Below are 18,502 nucleotides of genomic sequence, written 5' to 3'. Positions count from 1 at the left end.
AAAAAATAGTAAAATGAAAAGCAAAGTAAAAATATATATAGTACTGGTTTTGAGCTGTTTTTTTATGCTCAATAATTGTAGCGATGACCAACTGGATATTTCAAATCCAAATAGTCCAACACCAGAAAGTTTTTGGCAAAACGAAGAGCATGCTGAAGGTGGTTTAGTTGCAGTTTATGCGCCGCTGCCTACGATACCTATGTTTGGAAGAATTTTGGTTGGTATACATTTGATACACCGATCTGATATTGCAAATCCTTTTCCACAATCGAATGTGAATGACGTAGGGGCATTACAGGTAAGACCGGAAAATCCTCGTCTTATCGAAATTTATAGTGAGTGGTATAAAATGGTCTCAAGGGCCAATCAGGTGATCAACCGTGTTCCGGATATTGAAATGGATGCGGCACGAAAAAGTGAAATATTGGCAGAGGCCCATTTTTTACGTGGTTTTGCTTACTTCTATATCGTTAACTTATGGGGAACCTCTCCTCTTATTTTAGACGAGGTAACTGGCCTTGAAGACTTGTTTGTTCCTAATTCTACCGTAGAGGCCACCTACGCATCGATTATTAGCGATTTTACGATTGCTCAAGCAGGTTTACCCCAAGATGGATCACTTCCTAAAGGTGAAGTAGGCCGTGCCACATGGGGAGCCGCTACTGCCTTTTTAGGTAGATCTTATCTCTATACTGGTGATTTTGTGAACGCCGCCCTAGAATTCAAAAAAGTGATGGATTCAGGAATCTATATGTTAAATGAAAACTATAACGACAATTTTACAGAAGAAATCAAGAACACCCCTGAATCGATTTTTGAAATTCAGTACTCTGTTGATGGAAACGCAACAGGTTCCTGGGGCGGGGCTGGAGGAAATAGGTGGCGTGCTCAAGCGTGGGAAGCCGATGTAGCCCCCAGGAATTATAGTAGTCAACAGAGTTTTAGCGTCAATCAATGGGTCTTAGATCTTTTTCTTAGTGAACAGACAGTTGACGGTGGAGAAGATCCTCGGGCAAGAGCAACTCTATTATGGGATTATCCAGGAGCAATGATCTATCAAGATGTTTTTGCAGAGCAATTTATGGGTGATGATTTGACACGGGTATGGGCACGAAAATATCTAAACTTCAGAAGAGAGAATGCCCTAACACCAGGTGCGTGGGCCGGAGCGCATAACAATTGGAAAATATTTAGATATGCCGATTTACTGTTAATGTATGCCGAAGCGGAAAATGAGGTTACCGGTGGTTCTCAGGCGGCACTTGACGCACTGAACGAAGTACGCGCTAGAGTTAACATGCCGGCAGTGACCGGTCTTGGGCAGGCAGATTTAAGACAGGCGATTAGAGATGAACGAGTCAAAGAACTTGCTATAGAAGGAAATCGCTTTTTTGATTTACTTCGGTGGGGTATTTCCGCAGATCGATTTGAACAAAATCCTGAATTTAGATCCAATAGCCAAGGCGTATTTATTCGTGGTCGACATGAGTATCTCCCTATTCCTGCGCAGGATGTACAGGCAAATCCGAACCTGGTTCAAAATCCAGGGTATTGATTGAAATGGACAAAAAACAGTTTGTTTGAGTTAGTTTTAGTTTAAATAGTCCTCGATTTTTCATCGAGGACTATTTTTATTCTTTAGTTCTTTACAGTAAATTATTATTGATTTCATTTTAAGCATTTTTATCAAATTCACCCTTTTGAAGCCATTTTCTAAAATGTCACTTATTACTAAGCTTTCAACTTCTTTAATTGTTCTAATGCTCATGGCATGTGGCGAAAGTGAAGGTAAAATCCAAACCAATCTTTATGGATTTGAGAAAATAACAGCTGTAACGTCGGGTATATCCTTCAGCAATGATCTTACACTATCCGATACCTTTAACTACAATACCTTTCCATACATCTACATGGGTGCCGGAGTGGCCTTAGGCGATATCAATAATGATGGGCTTACCGATGTATTCTTAACGGGGAATATGACCCCCAATAAATTATACCTAAACAAAGGTAACATGACTTTCGATGATATTTCTAAGGAAGCTGAAATAGATGGGGATAGTAGGTGGTATACGGGGGTCACCATGGTTGACATCAACACAGATGGTTGGTTGGATATTTATGTGAGTGTTTCAGGCCTGAGCGGTAATACCCAAAACCAATTGTTCGTCAATGACGGTCCTAGCGATTCGGGACAAGTGAGCTTCACTGAAATGGCTGCTCAATACGGTATCGCCGATAAAAGTAACTCAATACAGGCAACATTTTTTGATAGTGATAATGATGGAGACTTAGATCTTTATGTCTGTAATTATCCAGTAATACCGTTAACCATGCCCAATAGCTATTACTATGAAAAAATGCAGTTACGTAATCCTATTGAATCTGGTCATCTGTTCAGAAATGAAGGAAACGGAAAGTTCACGGACATTACGGAGGAATCCGGAGTATTGAATTTTGGCCTTTCTCTAGGTGTGGTGGCCAGCGATTTCAATAATGACGGATGGCAAGACCTATATGTTTCCAACGATTTTAATGTGCCAGATTACTTTTATATAAACAACGGCGATGGCACGTTCAATGAAAAAATCAAGGAAACCAGTAGACAAACCTCAATGTTCGGTATGGGCGTCGATGCTGCAGATTTTAATAATGACGGTTTGATGGATCTCGTGCAGGTAGATATGACCCCTAACGATTATTACCGCTCTAAGACCAACATGGCAAGTATGGACCCTGAATCTTTTTATGGTATGGTGTCCATGGGATTTCACTATCAATATATGCAGAATAGCCTTCAGGTCAATAACGGAATCGACAATCTAGGGAGACCTATTTTTAGCAATGTAGCAAGACTGACAGGTATCGCAACTACTGATTGGAGTTGGGCTCCCCTTTTTGCCGATTTTGACAACGATGGTCTGAAAGATATTGTCATCACCAATGGCATGAGGCTTGATGTCAATAACAATGATTTGCTTAGTACGGAAAACGCCACCTCATTAGTCCGGGAAAAGATAGATATGAACAAAGCACCCTCGACACCTATCGAAAATTTTCTTTTCAAGAACAAGGGAGGCTACGAATTTGAAGATGTTTCGGAAAAATGGAATGTTAACTACAAAGGTTTTTCAAACGGTATTTCTTATGGTGACTTAGATAATGATGGCGATTTAGATTTGGTCATCAATAATATAGATGACGAAACAAGTCTGCTCCGGAACAATAGTCAGGGAACTAACTTTTACCGAATAAAATTACATGGCAGTACAAACAACCCCATGGGGCTTGGTTCTAAAATCAAGCTTGTATCAGGTAATACCACGCAATGGGTAGAACATAGCCTAACCCGCGGTTTTCAATCCAGTGTAGAACCTATAGTTCACTTCGGATTGGGACAGGAAGAAACCATAGATAGCATTGAAATTTTTTGGCCTGACGGAAAGGTAGAATCTCTAAAGAATGTACCTGTCAATCAAACATTGGAAGTGTATTATGCGAATGCGAAAGAAAAAAACACTGAACCGGGAAAGCGAAAATTGGCATTTACGGATATTACAAAAGAATCAGGACTGAGTTTTTCCCATAAGGAAGATCTTTATAACGATTTCTTGGTGGAGCCTTTATTACCTCATAAAAATTCTGAATTAGGTCCGGCCTTGACGGTAGCGGATATCAATAAAGATGGTTTTGATGATTTTTTCGTTGGAAATGCAAGGAACAGTGCAGGAGCATTATTTATTCAAAACAGATTTGGAGGGTTTGATGAGATGGATGGCCCTTGGAAAGAAGACGAATCCTTTGAAGATACGGGAGCTGTTTTTTTTGATGCCGATTCAGACGGCGATTTAGATTTGTATGTTGCAAGCGGCGGGAATAATCTAGTAAATAACGCTGATTTTTATCAAGACCGCTTGTATGTGAATACGCCTGAGGGTTTTGTGAAATCAAAAGGTGGGCTTCCCCAAATAAATGCAAGTGGACTCAAAGTAGCCCCTATAGATTTTGATGGTGATGGCGATATGGATCTTTTTGTTGGAGGAAGGATTCAACCTGGGTACTACCTTCAACCTCCTAAAAGCTATCTTTTGGAGAATACCGGAGGTATGGATCTGACCATAGAATTTGTAGATGTAACGGCAAAGATTGCTCCGGAACTTGAAAACATTGGTCTTGTGACAGATGCCTTATGGCAAGACTTTAATGCCGATGGTAAGCAAGATTTAATTTTGACTGGTGAATGGATGCCGATTACCTTTTTTGAAAATGATGGTAATCGTTTCAACAATGTGACCGGAAAAATGGGCTTTGAAAATACCGTAGGCTGGTGGAATTCGATAACAACAGCTGATCTCGATAATGATGGCGATATGGACCTCGTTGCAGGTAATCTTGGTCTAAATAGTAAATACAAGAGTACGGAAGATTCCCCCTTTGAGATATATGTGAATGATTTTGATGAAAATAAAAAGCAAGATATCGTATTGAGTGTTACCAAAAAAGGGGTTAAACTACCATTAAGAGGAAGGGAATGTTCTTCTCAGCAAATTCCAATGATCAAGAAGAACTTTGAAACCTATGCATCATTTGCGTCGGCAAGCTTAGATGATATTTATGGAGAAGGTATGCTTGAAAATTCAATTCATAAAAAAGTGAACACTTTTGCCCATCATTGGTTTGAAAATAAAGGAGATGGAACATATATAATGCATGAACTCCCCATTGAAGCCCAATTTTCATCAATCAATAGCATTGTGGTTTTTGACTATAATGAAGACGCGTATCCAGACCTGTTAATCGCTGGAAACTTATATGATACAGAGGTAGAAACACCAAGGTCTGATGCCGGTATTGGTCTTGTTCTTCAAAACAATGGGCAGAAGGGTTTTGATGCCCTGTCAATGAATGAAAGCGGGCTGCTAATAGATAATGAAGTCAAAGCAATAGAGAGAATCAAAGGCGTGAAAGGCAAGGAGGGGTTTATTTTTGCCCTAAACAATGCTGCGCCAAGGTTACTTTCTTTTGAAAGACAATGACCAAAATCAAAAGGAAGGGAAAAACATATAATGAGAAAAAAATGATACGATTTATTACATTCCTACTTATGATAAGTAGTCTTGGTCTATATACCCAAGACTCTAAAGAAAAAGGAATGGATGAGATGTGGGGCGATCAAAAAGTAATCGATCGCTCCCATATAGGGGATAGGGCTTCGTTATTCGATGATGGTAATTATTCAATGTTCATACATTGGGGTATTTACTCGAACATCGCTAACAAATGGAAAGACAAAACCTACTACGGTATTAGCGAGTGGATAATGAATCCGAGAAGGGCGGGAATTCCTGTAGATGAATATATGTCCGAGGCTAAAAACTTCAACCCCGTCAATTTTGACGCTAAGGCAATCACCAAGTTGGCGAAAGATGCCGGCATGAAATATATTGTGGTGACCAGCAAGCACCACGATGGTTTTGCGATGTATGATTCAAAAAGTAATGACTTTAATATCGTCAAAGCCACTCCTTTTGCTCGAGATCCCATGAAAGAATTGTCAAAAGCGTGTAAAGAAGAAGGCCTCGGTTTCGGGTTTTATTATTCCCATAATCAAGATTGGACCTTTCCCGGCGGTAATGGAGGACCAAAAATCAATGACAAAGGCAAGTCCGTAGGATTCGATTATTACTTTAAAGAAAAGTGTCTGCCCCAGGTAAAGGAAATCACCACCCAATATGGTGATATAGCCATGGTTTGGTTTGATACTCCTGGGGATATGGAGAAAAAATACGTTGAGGAATTGGTCTCCGTGGTTAGGAAAAATCAACCAAATGCCATGATTTCGGGTAGGGCGGGCCATGGTCTTGGAGATTACCTATCGCTAGGCGACATGAATATTCCGGTTAGGAATGTAGACGGATTGTGGGAAACAGTAGACGTTACCAATGACTCATGGGGATATGCTTGGTATGATGAAAATTGGAAAAGCCCAAAACGTATTCTGAAATCCGTGATTTCTACAGTTGCTAGAGGAGGCACTTACATGTTGAATGTCGGCCCGACTCCAGATGGAATCATTCCATTTGAAGCGGAAAACGCATTGAGGGTATCTGGTGAATGGATTAAAAAATATCCTCAGGTAGTCTATGCTGCAAATGCATCCCCTTGGGGGCGTCAATTGCCTTGGGGAGACGTGACTGAAAAAGACGGAAAGCTGAATCTCAGCATTTACCAATGGCCCCTAGATGGAAAAATTCACCTGCCTGGTCTAACAAATAAAATAAAAAGTGCCAAATTATGGGTCAATGGAAAGCAGGAAACCTTAAAGACTGAAAAACTAGGAAACTGGGTAAGTATCGAACTACCATCCGAGAGACCAGAGAAATTGGTTTCGGTGGTCGAAGTTGAAGTTGAAGGTACTTTGAGAATAGACAAGTTCTTGAGCATAGATCCAATTTATATAACAACTTTACCGATGGATTTTGCTGAAGCCGAAGGGTGTAAAATCCAAGAAAAAAAATGGATGGAAAAATTCGGAGAATGGAAGCACATTTCGCAGGCGCAAGATTGGACGAAAACCAGCAAAGTACATTGGGAATTTGAAATCATGGATGCAGGATATTATCAAATAGATTTGAACTACGCGGGTAATGGCAGACTCGTTTGGCGCATTGAGAATGAAGAAGCTGCGATGGTTCAAAACCAGCAGAATTCTTCCGAGGTATATCAGCATTATGAAATGGGCCTGCTAAAATTCGAGAAAGCAGGAAAGCATAGGATTTCTGTCGCTCTAAAAGAAGGCGATATGGAAAGTGCCAGCTTAAAAGAAATTCGATTTACCCCATTGAAAAGCCTTGAATAGCATTAAAAATTTAATGATGGATCAGATTGGAAAATCAATAAAGAATATTGTGGTAATAAGCTTTTTGGGGTGCATATTGCCTTTTTCCTGTCAAACCAATAACAAAAAAGAAAAGCAGGCTCAAAAAGTTGAAACCAAAAATCAACCAAATATCCTTTTCATTTTTGCCGACGACTGGGGTTATGGGGATCTTGGGTGTTATGGCGCAACCGAAGTTGCCACGCCCAATATTGATAAATTAGCCAAGCAGGGTACCAAATACACTCAGTTTCATGTAACTAGTGGTGTATGTTCGCCGAGTCGCACCTCGGTCATTACAGGCCATTTTCCAGCGAGACATCGGGTACATGGACATTTTGCGGGTAATGAACCTAATGCCAACAGAAATATGCCAAATTGGTTAGATGAGACCCTTCCAGTGTATATGCCGAGGCTTATGCAACAGGCAGGTTATACTACCGCTCACTTCGGAAAGTGGCATTTGGGTGGGGGAGGGCTACCGCATGGAGACTTGTCCGCCCCAGAGCCCAAGGTCTATGGTTATGATGAAACCCGGGTTTGGAATGGAAATGGCCCTACCTGGAAAGGAGACCAGCTATGGCCGACTACCCGGTATATGGATAGTGATAGTACATGGGTACATAGCTCAAGCCGAATCGTGGTTGATGCGACTATCGATTTTCTAAAACGTAATAAGAAGAAAGCATCGCCAATGTTCGTAAATCTTTGGTTAAAAGATCCGCATACACCACTTTGGCCTACGGATGAACAAAGAACCCCCTACAAAGACCTTGATCCGGACAAAGAAACCTATTATGCAGTATTGACCGATGCCGACTTTCATATCGGTCGTTTGATGAAGGCACTAAACGAAATGGGATTGGATGAGGATACATTGGTCATTTTTAGTAGTGATAATGGACCTGCACATGTTCCGCCTGCTTTATTTGTGGGTTCTACAGGAGGAATGAAGGGACGTAAAGTTGATATTACTCAAGGTGGGGTGAACGTACCTTTTATCGTAAGATGGCCCGGTAGGGTAAATGCGGGAGCTATTGATAGCACAAGTGTACTGTCGGCAGTTGATCTTTTACCGACCTTTGCGGCATTGGCAGGTAAAAAACTTCCCGTTGATTACCAACCCGATGGGGAAAGCTTTACTGCAATTTTCGATAACAACTTGTTTAAACGCAGCAAACCGTTGTTTTGGGATTGGCGTTTTCCAACACAAAGTGCGAGTCGGCCTAACGGTTGGGTCTCGGGTGCCGTACGCGATGGTAATTGGAAACTATTGGCAGATGAAAATCAAGAGCGTGTTGAACTTTACAATATTTACGATGATCGCTTTGAAAGTAAAGACCTCTCACAAGAGAATCCAATGAAGACGAAAGAACTTCTAGCAATGCTAGAAGAGTGGCAGGAGCAGTTACCAAAACGAGGTAAAAGAATAAAAGAATGAAGGTAGTACACACCGTATTTTCAGTTGTCCTTTTGTGGATCTGTTTTTCTTGTCAAAAACAGGCGGTTGAAATTTATATTGCTACAAATGGGGATGATACTGCTTTCGGAACCAAAGATGCTCCCATAAAATCAATTCAAAGGGCCAGAGATCTTTCAATTGCCCTAATCAAAAAAAGCCCCGTAGATATTATTTTTGAAGATGGCACCTATTACCTGTCCGAGTCGGTAGTTTTTGAAACTGAACATTCTGGTTCCAAAGAAAATGGCATTACATATAAGGCTGCTACTAAAGGGAAGGCCATAATCAGTGGCGGAACACTATTGGATTTGAGCTGGGAACGGCACAAAGATGGAATCTATAAGGCCAAAATCCCAGAGGGATTAACGAGTATAGATCTGCTGTATGTAAACGGTCGCAATCAGCGTATGGCTAGATTTCCCAATGCTAGAGTCGGGAAAAATGTATTTGATACTTGGGATTTAGTACATACCAAAGAGCCTGACCCTGATAACGATCCCTTAAGTTCAAAACGTATTGCTTCTTATGAAAATCCGGAAGGTGCCTATGTTCACGCTATGCATGCGGCACTTTGGGGCGATATGCATTGGTTGGTAAAAGGGAAGACCAAAAACGATAGTCTTATTCTTGAAGGTGGCTGGCAGAATAACAGGCCCTCGGCAATGCATCCGAGATATCGAATTATTGAAAATGTTTTCGAAGAATTGGATGCACCACAAGAATGGTATTTCAATAAGACGGAAAGGGTGCTTTATTATTATCCCGAAGAAAATATTGAAATTCAAAATGCAAAAATAGAAGTAGTCCGATTAAAGAACCTTCTTGAATTAAAGGGAACGAAAGAAAAGCCCGTGGAATTCATCTCTTTTGACGGTTTGGTTTTTCGTCATGCATCACGCAGTTTTATGGAAAACAAGGAACCCTTGTTACGAAGTGATTGGACTACCTATAGAGGGGGAGCACTTAAGTTTACAGGAGCGGAAAATTGCCTTATAACCAATTGCGAGTTTGACCAATTGGGTGGCAACAGCATATTTGTAAACAACCATAATAGAAACCTAACATTCAAGAGTTGCTATATTCACGATTCTGGTGCGAGCGGCATTGCCTTTGTAGGCGACCCGGCAATGGTACGAAGTCCATTGTTTCGATACGGCCCCCAAGACTACGGGAGTTTAGATAGAATTCCAGGTCCCAAAGGCGATAACTATCCACAAGATTGCCGCGTAGAAGATTGCTTGATCACCATGACAGGGCGTTTTGAAAAACAAACTGCACCTATTCAAATTTCCATGTCTTCAAGAATTACGGTCGATCATTGTTCAATTTATGACGTGCCCCGTGCAGGAATAAATATAAGTGAAGGCACATTCGGAGGGCATATCATCGAAAATTGCGATGTATTCAATACCGTGTTGGAAACAGGCGATCATGGTAGTTTCAATTCATGGGGTCGCGATCGTTTTTGGACCCCCGATATCAAGGAAACTGCCCTGCAGGTTGAAAAGGATACGCTATTGCCATATCTTGATATGATAGAACCCAATATTATCAGAAACAGCAGATGGCGTTGTGACCATGGGTGGGATATCGACCTTGACGACGGTTCTTCTCGTTACCTGATTTATAACAATCTTCTCTTGAATGGAGGCCTAAAAATGAGAGAAGGGTATCATAGGATGGCCTATAACAATATTATTATAAACAATAGTCTACATCCGCATGTTTGGTATGCGAATAGTGGCGATGTGTTCAAGAAAAATATTATTTCAGGGGCTTATAGACCTGCTATAATGAGCCGGAGTATTGCTAAAGATGGGAAATGGGGGAAGGAGTTAGACTCTAATCTCTTTATCACAAACGGGTTTGACAAGACGCGATTTTTGAAGAACAAAGCTGATTTAAATTCAGTAGTCGGTAAGCCATTGTTCGTGAATCCGCAGGATGGGGACTTTAGCGTTGCTGAAAATTCTCCGGCCTTCGCAATCGGATTTAAAAATTTTCCGATGAATGAATTTGGTGTTGTTTCGGAGAAATTAAAAAGTATGGCCAAGCAGCCCATAATTCCGTCAATAAATGCCTTTTCCACGAAAAAAGAAGGTAAGACCTATATTTGGGATACGGCTACCGTGAAAAATGTAGAGACCATGGAAGAACGATCGGCGGCCGGTTTGTCCGATATTCAAGGAGTTCTATTAGTAAATGTGCCCGGCTATTCAATCTTGGGGAGATCTGGGTTTGAAACGGGAGATGTTATTATTTCATACCAGGGGAAAACCATCAAAGATTTTGAACAAATTCAAAACCTTTTAAATGAGAATCCTGACTTAAAAGAAATGACTTTTAAGGTGATGCATAATCAAGAAGAGGCTCAACTAAAACTTAAACTATGAATTTATAGCCTAGGCTATTTCTTTTAAATCCAAAAAAGTTAAAAAATGAACGTTCGTACAAAAGTATTTTTATCGACCATAGTTGCCGCAATTTTAATTGTTAGCTGTAAAAGCGAGGTAAAGACATCCGAAGAAAAAAAGCGTCCAAATTTCTTGTTTGTTTTGGTTGATGACCAATCTCCTTTTGATTTAAAGACATACGACCCAGAATCCATATTGGAGACTCCGAATATCAATCAACTAGCCAGAGAAGGACTCGTCTTTGATAATGCCTATCATATGGGTTCTTGGAGCGGTGCGGTCTGCACCCCTTCACGACACATGATCATGAGTGGAAGAACCTTATGGCATTTACCTTCAAGGGGCGAGCAGTTTCAAAATCCAAACGAGCCAGATAGCCTCGAAAATCAAACGATGGCAGCGGTATTCAATAGGGCTGGGTATAAGACGATGCGAACCTGTAAAAAGGGAAACTCCTATCCAGCCGCAAATGCACAATTTACTGTGGTGAAAGATGCCTCAAAAAGAGGCGGTACCGAAGAGACCGGTAGTGCTTGGCATGGCAAACAGGTATTAGAATATCTAGGTGAACGAGAAACTACAAAAGAGGATGACCCTTTTTTGATTTATTTTGGATTCTCACATCCCCATGACCCTCGCAATGGAACCCCAGAATTGTTAGCGAAATATGGAGCCGTAAACCATACGGATACGCTTAACCTCCCTCCGGCCAATGCAAAACAACCGGCATTACAAGATAATTATCTTCCTGCCCATCCATTTTTTCATGGACATCCTGAACTTCGTGATGAAGAACGTGTAAGTGGCGTATGGAAAAACAGGGACGAGCAAACCGTGCGTAATGAATTAGGACGTGAATATGCCTGTTCGGAAAATATTGACATACAGTTAGGGAAAGTGTTGAAAAAATTAGAGGCTATGGGTGAGTTGGACAATACCTATATCATTTACACTTCCGATCACGGCATGTCGATTGGCCGTCATGGACTTATGGGAAAACAAAACCTCTATGAACACACCTGGCGGGTGCCGTTTATAATTAAGGGTCCTGGTATCGCAAAAGGAAAGCGTGTAAAAGGAAATTCCTATTTGTTGGATGTGCTACCCACACTATGTGATTTGGCCGGTATTGGGATTCCGGAAACGGTCGAAGGCAGTAGTCTAAAACCTGTAATCTATGGGGAGACGGAAACGGTTAGAGAGGTCATGTACGGGGTGTATTCAGGAGGAACAAAACCCGGGATGCGCAGCGTGAAAAAAGGAGATTGGAAATTGATAAAGTATGATGTTATGGATGGAACCGTTCGAGAAACACAGCTTTTTAACCTTGCAGACAATCCGAACGAGTATCTGGCCGAGCATGGTAGGCCGGGGGAAATGGAAACCAATTTGGCCGATAATCCCAAATATGCTGATAAACTGGCTGAGATGGAAACGCTGCTCTTGAAACAAATGGAGCGGCATGACGACCCCTATCGCCTATGGAATCAAAGCAAATAAGTCCTCAACGCACAAGAGGTTTCATAGCCGTAAGTTAGTCGGTTGGCATGCAATACTTTTTATACCTAACTTGTTTATTATGATATGTTAACCTATAGATAGATGAAACTCCATTTACTAAATAGATCTAGTATAGTAGATCGTTCTATAAAGGTTTCGCGCAATCTCTATAAAAACTTTTTACGGGTCTGGCATTTCCATCCAGAATTTGAACTCGTAGCGATAATTCGGAGTTCTGGGACACGTTTTGTTGGAGATAATATTGAACGATTCGATAGTGGAGATGTGGTTCTAATTGGGAAAGATATACCGCATATGTGGTTAAATGACGATGCCTATTTTGAAGAAAATTCTAATTTAATGGCAGAGGCAATCGCAGTTCATTTTGAAAAAGAGTTTTTAGGAAAGGGATTTTTAGAAGTGCCTGAAATGCACCTACTTTCCAATCTTTTTGAATTGGCCGCTCGTGGAATACGATTTTTGAATGTCCAAGAGCAACTGCTAAATGAATTCAAAATCTTACCCTATCTTGACCCTACTGCGCAAGTGATAAAAGTAATTGATATTTTGAGTCATTTAAGTAAGCACAAAGATTATAGGATTATATGCAGTAGTACCTTCGTAAATTCGTTGCACAGGACAGAAAATAGGCGTTTAAATAAAATCTATGAGTACGTTTTTGAAAATTTTGACAAACCCATTGGTTCTAGCAATGTGGCGGAAATTATTGGTATGAATAAATCTGCTTTTAGTCGTTTTTTTAAAAAGACCCATCGAAAACCCTTCACCAAGTACCTAAACGAGATTAGAATAGGTTATGCTTGTAAATTATTGATTGAAAATAGAGAGAATATTACTTCGATTGCATATTTATCAGGATTTAATAATGTATCAAATTTTAACAGACAATTTAAAATAATCAAGGGGAAGACTCCGTCATTGTATTTAAAAGATTTCAAAGACTAGCATACGGTTTAAGGCACAAAAAGTATAGATTGAAGTAAGCTTTTAGTTAGTTTTATGACACTTAATCTTTTAACTTAAAACAGGTAAGTACGGGATTCTTATCCGGCCAAAAATACTTAATATTCCACATGGAAAAACCAATACTGATTACCGAAGTGGTTGTAAAAGATATCCGCTTCCCGACCAGCAAATCACTTGATGGCTCTGACGCTATGAACCCCGACCCAGATTATTCGGCAGCTTATGTTATACTTTTAACTGACTCTGATGACGGTTTTGAAGGTCATGGTCTGACTTTTACCATAGGAAGGGGAAATGAATTGTGTACCGCCGCCATACATTCCCTATCACATTTGATTATGGGTAAGACACTTGAATCTTTTACCTCTAATATGGGCGCATTTTGGAAGATGATTACCGGTGATAGCCAATTGCGATGGCTCGGACCTGAAAAAGGGGTAATTCATTTAGCGACTGGCGCAATTGTAAATGCCGTTTGGGATCTTTATGCCAAAGTGGAAGGCAAACCTTTATGGCAACTTTTAGCAGATATGACATCTAAAGAAATCATTTCTTGTATTGATTTCACCTATATCACAGATGTAATTACGCCAGACGAGGCCCTTATTATTTTAGAAAAAAAAGAGGGCACCAAAAATGAACGTATTGGACATTTGTTAAAAGACGGGTATCCGGCCTATACCACTTCTGCTGGTTGGCTTGGATATTCAGATGCTAAAATGAGAAAACTGTGTAGGGAAGCTAAAACTGCTGGGTTCGATCATATGAAAATAAAAGTGGGGTCCGATTTAAAAGATGATATGCGTCGAGCGGCCATTATCCGAGAAGAGATCGGACCAGAGTTAAGATTAATGATGGATGCCAACCAAAAATGGGATGTCGACGAGGCCATAGAAAATATGGCTGAATTGAAAAAGTTCAACCCTTGGTGGATTGAAGAACCTACAAGTCCCGACGATATTCTTGGTCATGCAAAAATTGCCAAGGCGGTTCATCCGATTAAGGTTGCAACTGGAGAACATTGCCAAAATAGGGTCATGTTTAAACAACTGATGCAAGCCGAAGCCCTTGGAATCTGTCAAATAGATAGTTGTAGGGTTGGTGGGGTCAATGAAATATTGGCTATTCTCCTAATGGCGGCCAAGTTCGATATCCCGGTTTGTCCCCATGCCGGAGGCGTAGGTCTTTGTGAGTATGTGCAGCATCTAGCTATGATTGACTACATCGCCATCAGCGGCTCTTTAGAGAATAGAATAATTGAGTATGTAGACCATTTGCACGAACATTTCTTTGATCCGGTGGTTATAAAAAAAGGAGCCTATATGCCCCCGAGTATGCCGGGGTATAGCATAACCATGAAACCTGATTCTTTAGAAGAATATAATTTTCCCAACGGTAGTTTTTGGAGCGAAGAATTACGGTCAAAGAAATCAACATCAATCGAAGTTTAATTTAAAAAATACATCGGCTGTAATTACCGACGAAGGTATAAGTTCGGCGTTGACGGATATGATGATATCACTTTAAAATAGCCGTATAAAACCGCCATGTCGTCAACAAACTTAAGTTCAACAAAAGGCTAGGGAAGTAGTGTCACATTTATGGTCTTTTTTTTGATCGCTTCGATAATTTACTTTTTACATGCTCAGTACTCCTTTGATAAAAGTAGGTTTCGTATGGCGTTTAAGTGAATTGTAATTATTTCGGAGAGTTTGAAGCCCATTCTGAAACCATACCCGAACATCTTATAGGGAATACAGTATGATAGGAGGACTTGTTTTAGGGAAGTGGTAACAGGGCCAAAGAAGCTCTATTTCCCGATACAGTATTTTCTTTTCCCCGTAAACATTGGGGTAGGGACCATCGAGGTGGAAAATAGGTGAAAACCTTTGTTTTCTTTTGATAGGATTTTGTTTTCCATAGCCAATTCTTTTTTATTACGAGAACGTCTTTTTGAAGCAATAATATCTTGGACAGTTCTATTACTTTCACCACTATTCCAGCCTTTTTCGATTTCTTCTCTAAGCTTTTGAAGCTTCTCTTCATATGATTCGATGTCCTTTTTTTCTGCCATAGCTAAAAGGTTATTGTAAAATAATATCACTATCGATATTCAATTTTTGATGTAAGGCTTTAGCAACATTTAAAGTGATTTCCCTTTTTCCGTTCAAATAATCGCTTATTCTTGAGGCACTCGTATTTAATAGTGCAGCCAAATCTTTTCTTTTTAAACCCATTTCGAACATACGTAGCTCTATCATTTCCTGTAAGGTAGGCAAACCAATAGGAAAATGGATTTCTTCGTATTGTTCGATAATATCGCTTACCTCCAAAAGTTCTACCATTTCAGGTGAATCTTCGGGAGTGTCATTCCCTACTACGTTAAGAAGTTCTTCTAAGCGAAGGTTCGCTTTAACGTATGCCTCGTGTGTTATTGATTTTCCCATAATCTTATAACTTATCAATATTCTTTATTCTATTGTAATCCTTATGATTGCCTACCCATCTAATATAAACTCGTCCAACTTGAAAAAGTATTATTGCTACTATTCTATAATGATTTCCTTTGATATTAAAAACATATCTATTGTTCCCAACATTGTCTGCTGAATTGAACGTATTCTTCAAATCAGCGAAACTTTCCCATTCTGCTTTTTTGGTTCGTTTATACCAATCTTGCAGGGCTACTTTAGCATTTGTCTCTTTAGTAAAATAATATCTTAGCTTTTTAAATGAAATGATATGCACTTAAGTAAAGTGTGTTTATTAGAAGGGTAAAGATAATCAATAAATTACATATATGGTAATATATTTACAATTAATGGAATAATACTTTTTAAGAGGTCATAACTGTATTTTTAAAAACAGAAAGTATGGTTCGATTTAGAGGAATATTTATACTTACTACATCTTTATAGGCCATATTAGCTAATTGCTTTTCCGAAAAACTATCTTGGAAAGTATAGCTCATATCCTCAAACACTATTAAATATAATTTGTACTTATAAAAAATTGAATCTACTATCTCATCTTTGAACGTTTTTGTGATAAAGTTTGCCTTATCAATACTTCCATAATTACCTTTAGTGAATATATTATCCTTGAGCAACTTTAGGTTTTCAATTGATACGCCTATATTTCTCAACTCGTCAATAATGCTCAACCATATTAAATCAAATCCACTGAATCTTCTCCAATTCTTATTAGAATCCCGGTCATCGTCAATTAGGCCTGTTTTATCATAATGATTCAGGGATCTATAAGACATTTCAATGTCTTTCTTTCTAAACCTTTTTTGTTCAAGAGTGAATGAAATTTCCAATCTAGAATTGTAAATATTTTCGCTCATTTTATTTTAAATATTATACCTAAATGTATAATATTTATTAAAACAATACTTTACTTTTGTATAAATGTTTTAATCAACAGAATAATGAGTAATACAAATTATGAGTATTACGATAACTCCCCCATAATCGTTTCTATTCTACAATATCGATACAAAAAGGTTGAAGAGTTTGATTCTACTGCACTAAAGGAATTTGGAAAGGAACTGAAAAATACATATCCAAAAATAAAAGAGCAATTTACGCAGCAAATTAGTATCAATGAATTGGAAACAAATGTTAGCCTTGGCGAAAGAAGTATAAAAGGCGTTCAGTTTTTTTCAGAAAATGAAAAGAGAAGGTTTACCATAAATGATGAGAAGTTTACCTTCGAAGTTTTTGAAAAGTATAGTGGCTGGGACAATTTTGTCAAAGATGCTTTTGAAGTTTGGGATTCATGCAAAGACATCTTAAAAGTTGAGGTTTTAACAGGAATATCTATTCGATTTGTAAATAGAATCAATTTACCTCTTGACACTTCGGAATTGACCGAATATTTCACAACTTATATTAACTCTAACACGGGAACACATGCGATAAGCAATTTTCAAGTTAAATATACAGCCAGAGATGACGATATGTCTATGCATTGGAATATCGCTCATTCTTTGGAAAAACCATTAGAAAACAAACTTCCCTATTTGTTTGACATTGATGTTCTTATCAATACTGATATACCAAATGAAAGTTCAGCGTTGATTGAAAAATTTAACCTAATCAGAGAAAAGAAGAATTTTCTTTTTAATGATGGTATTACAGATAAAACTAAATCTTTAATAAAATAAGTATGCCATTTATAATTGATTTACCGCCACAATCCGCTGACTTACCAAAAACCAAAATTGAACTATTTGACAGCGATCGAGACTCGCGTAACATCGATGATATCGCTTTAAGTGACAATCTAATTAATCTTGATGAAGATTTGGTTAGAAATGTTTTTCTTATGAATAGATTTGAATCACTTGTTCGTTCTTGGGAGAAAAATACTACTTTTAACTCATCAATTTTAGGTATTGTTGAAGATGAGAATTTTCAAGAAATTTTGAAGATGGGGAAGGATGCTATCCCATTAATTATTAACGAAATTAACCAGAAACCTAGTCAGCTTGTTTGGGCATTAAATATTATTACCAATAGCAGACTTAAGACCAGGCAAAGATTGACTTTGACAGAAGCTTGTAAAAGATGGGTTAAACTTTTTAATTCTGGTAAGTTAATTCTAAACTAAATATTAATTGCTCGATTCTCCTGAAAATAGAAATCTCGTAATATCTGATTTTCCGAATCTAGCAAGCGATTCTCATTTCAAAATAGTTGATGGACCTAATCCAAATTTTAATTGTATTGCATGGGCTGGAAACAGAAGTGACGTATGGTGGCAAGCCTTACCTATAGATAAGCGTCCTATGTTCAGATTTGATGGCGTTCAGGTAGATTGGCCTTTCGAAGTTGAGGACGAATTTTCCATTAAAACATTAATAGATTTATTCACGCATCTTAAATATGAAAGCTGCAGTGATGACTCCTATGAAGAAGGTTATAGAAAGATAGCATTTTATCAACTGAATGGAGATGCAACTCATGCCTCAAGACAACTGGTATCACCACCTAATACTGGTATATGGACAAGCAAGTTGGGTCCATCATTTACCATAAATCATGGTTCACCTTTTACTATTGAGTCTCCGTTATATGGTAAAGTATGCCATTTCATGAAAGTAAATATGCGATAGAATACCTCTCATCACTAATTCTATAAATAAGAATTCCAGAACAACCCCAAATCTTACCCAAAAACTTTGCGCATGGATCCTGTCCGGTTTTTGTAGTGTTCCGGCAGATAAGCGTGAAGCAAAAACCGGATAGGGCGCAA

General features: G+C 39.0%; 15 protein-coding genes. 11 read left to right on the top strand and 4 right to left on the bottom strand.

Annotation, left to right across the window (positions count from 1 at the left end; all coding sequences use genetic code 11):
• Positions 1 to 13 precede the first annotated feature (13 nt).
• The 8 genes from ACKWCA_RS18705 to ACKWCA_RS18670 all read left to right on the top strand — a co-directional run bounded on the left by ACKWCA_RS18705 (position 14) and on the right by ACKWCA_RS18670 (position 14,691).
• Positions 14 to 1,555 carry a RagB/SusD family nutrient uptake outer membrane protein gene (locus ACKWCA_RS18705; RefSeq protein ID WP_413979756.1) on the top strand — a complete coding sequence of 514 codons (1,542 nt, stop codon included), beginning with the start codon at positions 14 to 16 and terminating at the stop codon, positions 1,553 to 1,555.
• A 163-nt stretch (positions 1,556 to 1,718) separates the two neighbouring features.
• Positions 1,719 to 5,036: a VCBS repeat-containing protein gene (locus ACKWCA_RS18700; RefSeq protein ID WP_413979755.1), complete on the top strand. Its 3,318-nt coding sequence runs from the start codon at positions 1,719 to 1,721 to the stop codon at positions 5,034 to 5,036.
• Between the two features lie 41 nt (positions 5,037 to 5,077).
• On the top strand, positions 5,078 to 6,859 hold the full coding sequence (locus ACKWCA_RS18695) for an alpha-L-fucosidase (RefSeq protein WP_413979754.1): 1,782 nt from the start codon (positions 5,078 to 5,080) through the stop codon (positions 6,857 to 6,859).
• 13 nt (positions 6,860 to 6,872) lie between these two features.
• The gene (locus ACKWCA_RS18690) at positions 6,873 to 8,318 is read left to right on the top strand and encodes a sulfatase family protein (protein ID WP_413979753.1); all 1,446 of its coding nucleotides are present in this window, start codon (positions 6,873 to 6,875) and stop codon (positions 8,316 to 8,318) included.
• Positions 8,315 to 10,732, top strand: coding sequence for a right-handed parallel beta-helix repeat-containing protein (locus ACKWCA_RS18685; protein WP_413979752.1), 2,418 nt, complete (start codon positions 8,315 to 8,317; stop codon positions 10,730 to 10,732). Before ACKWCA_RS18690 ends, ACKWCA_RS18685 begins: the two co-directional genes overlap by 4 nt.
• A 45-nt stretch (positions 10,733 to 10,777) precedes the next feature.
• On the top strand, positions 10,778 to 12,253 hold the full coding sequence (locus ACKWCA_RS18680; RefSeq protein WP_413979751.1) for a sulfatase-like hydrolase/transferase: 1,476 nt from the start codon (positions 10,778 to 10,780) through the stop codon (positions 12,251 to 12,253).
• A 102-nt stretch (positions 12,254 to 12,355) separates the two neighbouring features.
• A complete protein-coding gene (locus tag ACKWCA_RS18675; protein WP_413979750.1) occupies positions 12,356 to 13,219 on the top strand; it encodes an AraC family transcriptional regulator in 864 nt (287 codons plus the stop codon).
• A 128-nt stretch (positions 13,220 to 13,347) separates the two neighbouring features.
• Complete coding sequence (locus ACKWCA_RS18670; protein ID WP_413979749.1) at positions 13,348 to 14,691, top strand: L-fuconate dehydratase; 1,344 nt, start codon at positions 13,348 to 13,350, stop codon at positions 14,689 to 14,691.
• Between the two features lie 359 nt (positions 14,692 to 15,050).
• Here the strand turns inward: ACKWCA_RS18670 and ACKWCA_RS18665 are convergent, their stop codons facing one another.
• From ACKWCA_RS18665 to ACKWCA_RS18650, 4 genes are all read right to left on the bottom strand, one after another.
• Positions 15,051 to 15,314, bottom strand: a complete 264-nt coding sequence (locus ACKWCA_RS18665) for a ribbon-helix-helix domain-containing protein (protein ID WP_413979748.1) — start codon at positions 15,312 to 15,314, stop codon at positions 15,051 to 15,053.
• 10 nt (positions 15,315 to 15,324) lie between these two features.
• Positions 15,325 to 15,687 carry a helix-turn-helix domain-containing protein gene (locus tag ACKWCA_RS18660; protein ID WP_413979747.1) on the bottom strand — a complete coding sequence of 121 codons (363 nt, stop codon included), beginning with the start codon at positions 15,685 to 15,687 and terminating at the stop codon, positions 15,325 to 15,327.
• 4 nt (positions 15,688 to 15,691) lie between these two features.
• Positions 15,692 to 15,988 carry a type II toxin-antitoxin system HigB family toxin gene (locus ACKWCA_RS18655; protein WP_413979746.1) on the bottom strand — a complete coding sequence of 99 codons (297 nt, stop codon included), beginning with the start codon at positions 15,986 to 15,988 and terminating at the stop codon, positions 15,692 to 15,694.
• 88 nt (positions 15,989 to 16,076) lie between these two features.
• Positions 16,077 to 16,589 (bottom strand): MerR family transcriptional regulator, encoded by a 513-nt coding sequence (locus ACKWCA_RS18650; protein ID WP_413979745.1) that lies wholly within the window; start codon positions 16,587 to 16,589, stop codon positions 16,077 to 16,079.
• Between the two features lie 84 nt (positions 16,590 to 16,673).
• Here ACKWCA_RS18650 and ACKWCA_RS18645 point away from each other — a divergent pair, with 84 nt between their 5' ends.
• The 3 genes from ACKWCA_RS18645 to ACKWCA_RS18635 are packed head-to-tail and all read left to right on the top strand — an operon-like array spanning position 16,674 to position 18,362.
• Entirely contained in the window at positions 16,674 to 17,411 is a 738-nt protein-coding gene (locus ACKWCA_RS18645; RefSeq protein ID WP_413979744.1) for a TIGR04255 family protein, read from the top strand.
• A 2-nt stretch (positions 17,412 to 17,413) separates the two neighbouring features.
• On the top strand, positions 17,414 to 17,857 hold the full coding sequence (locus ACKWCA_RS18640; RefSeq protein ID WP_413979743.1) for a hypothetical protein: 444 nt from the start codon (positions 17,414 to 17,416) through the stop codon (positions 17,855 to 17,857).
• A 7-nt stretch (positions 17,858 to 17,864) separates the two neighbouring features.
• On the top strand, positions 17,865 to 18,362 hold the full coding sequence (locus ACKWCA_RS18635; protein WP_413979742.1) for a DUF7689 domain-containing protein: 498 nt from the start codon (positions 17,865 to 17,867) through the stop codon (positions 18,360 to 18,362).
• The last annotated feature ends 140 nt before the right edge of the window (positions 18,363 to 18,502 follow it).

Source organism: Maribacter corallii, from assembly GCF_047345415.1.
In the GTDB taxonomy this organism is placed as follows: Bacteria; Bacteroidota; Bacteroidia; order Flavobacteriales; family Flavobacteriaceae; genus Maribacter_C.
Note: the sequence above shows the minus strand (reverse complement) of the source record. Positions and strands in the feature narration are given on the sequence as shown.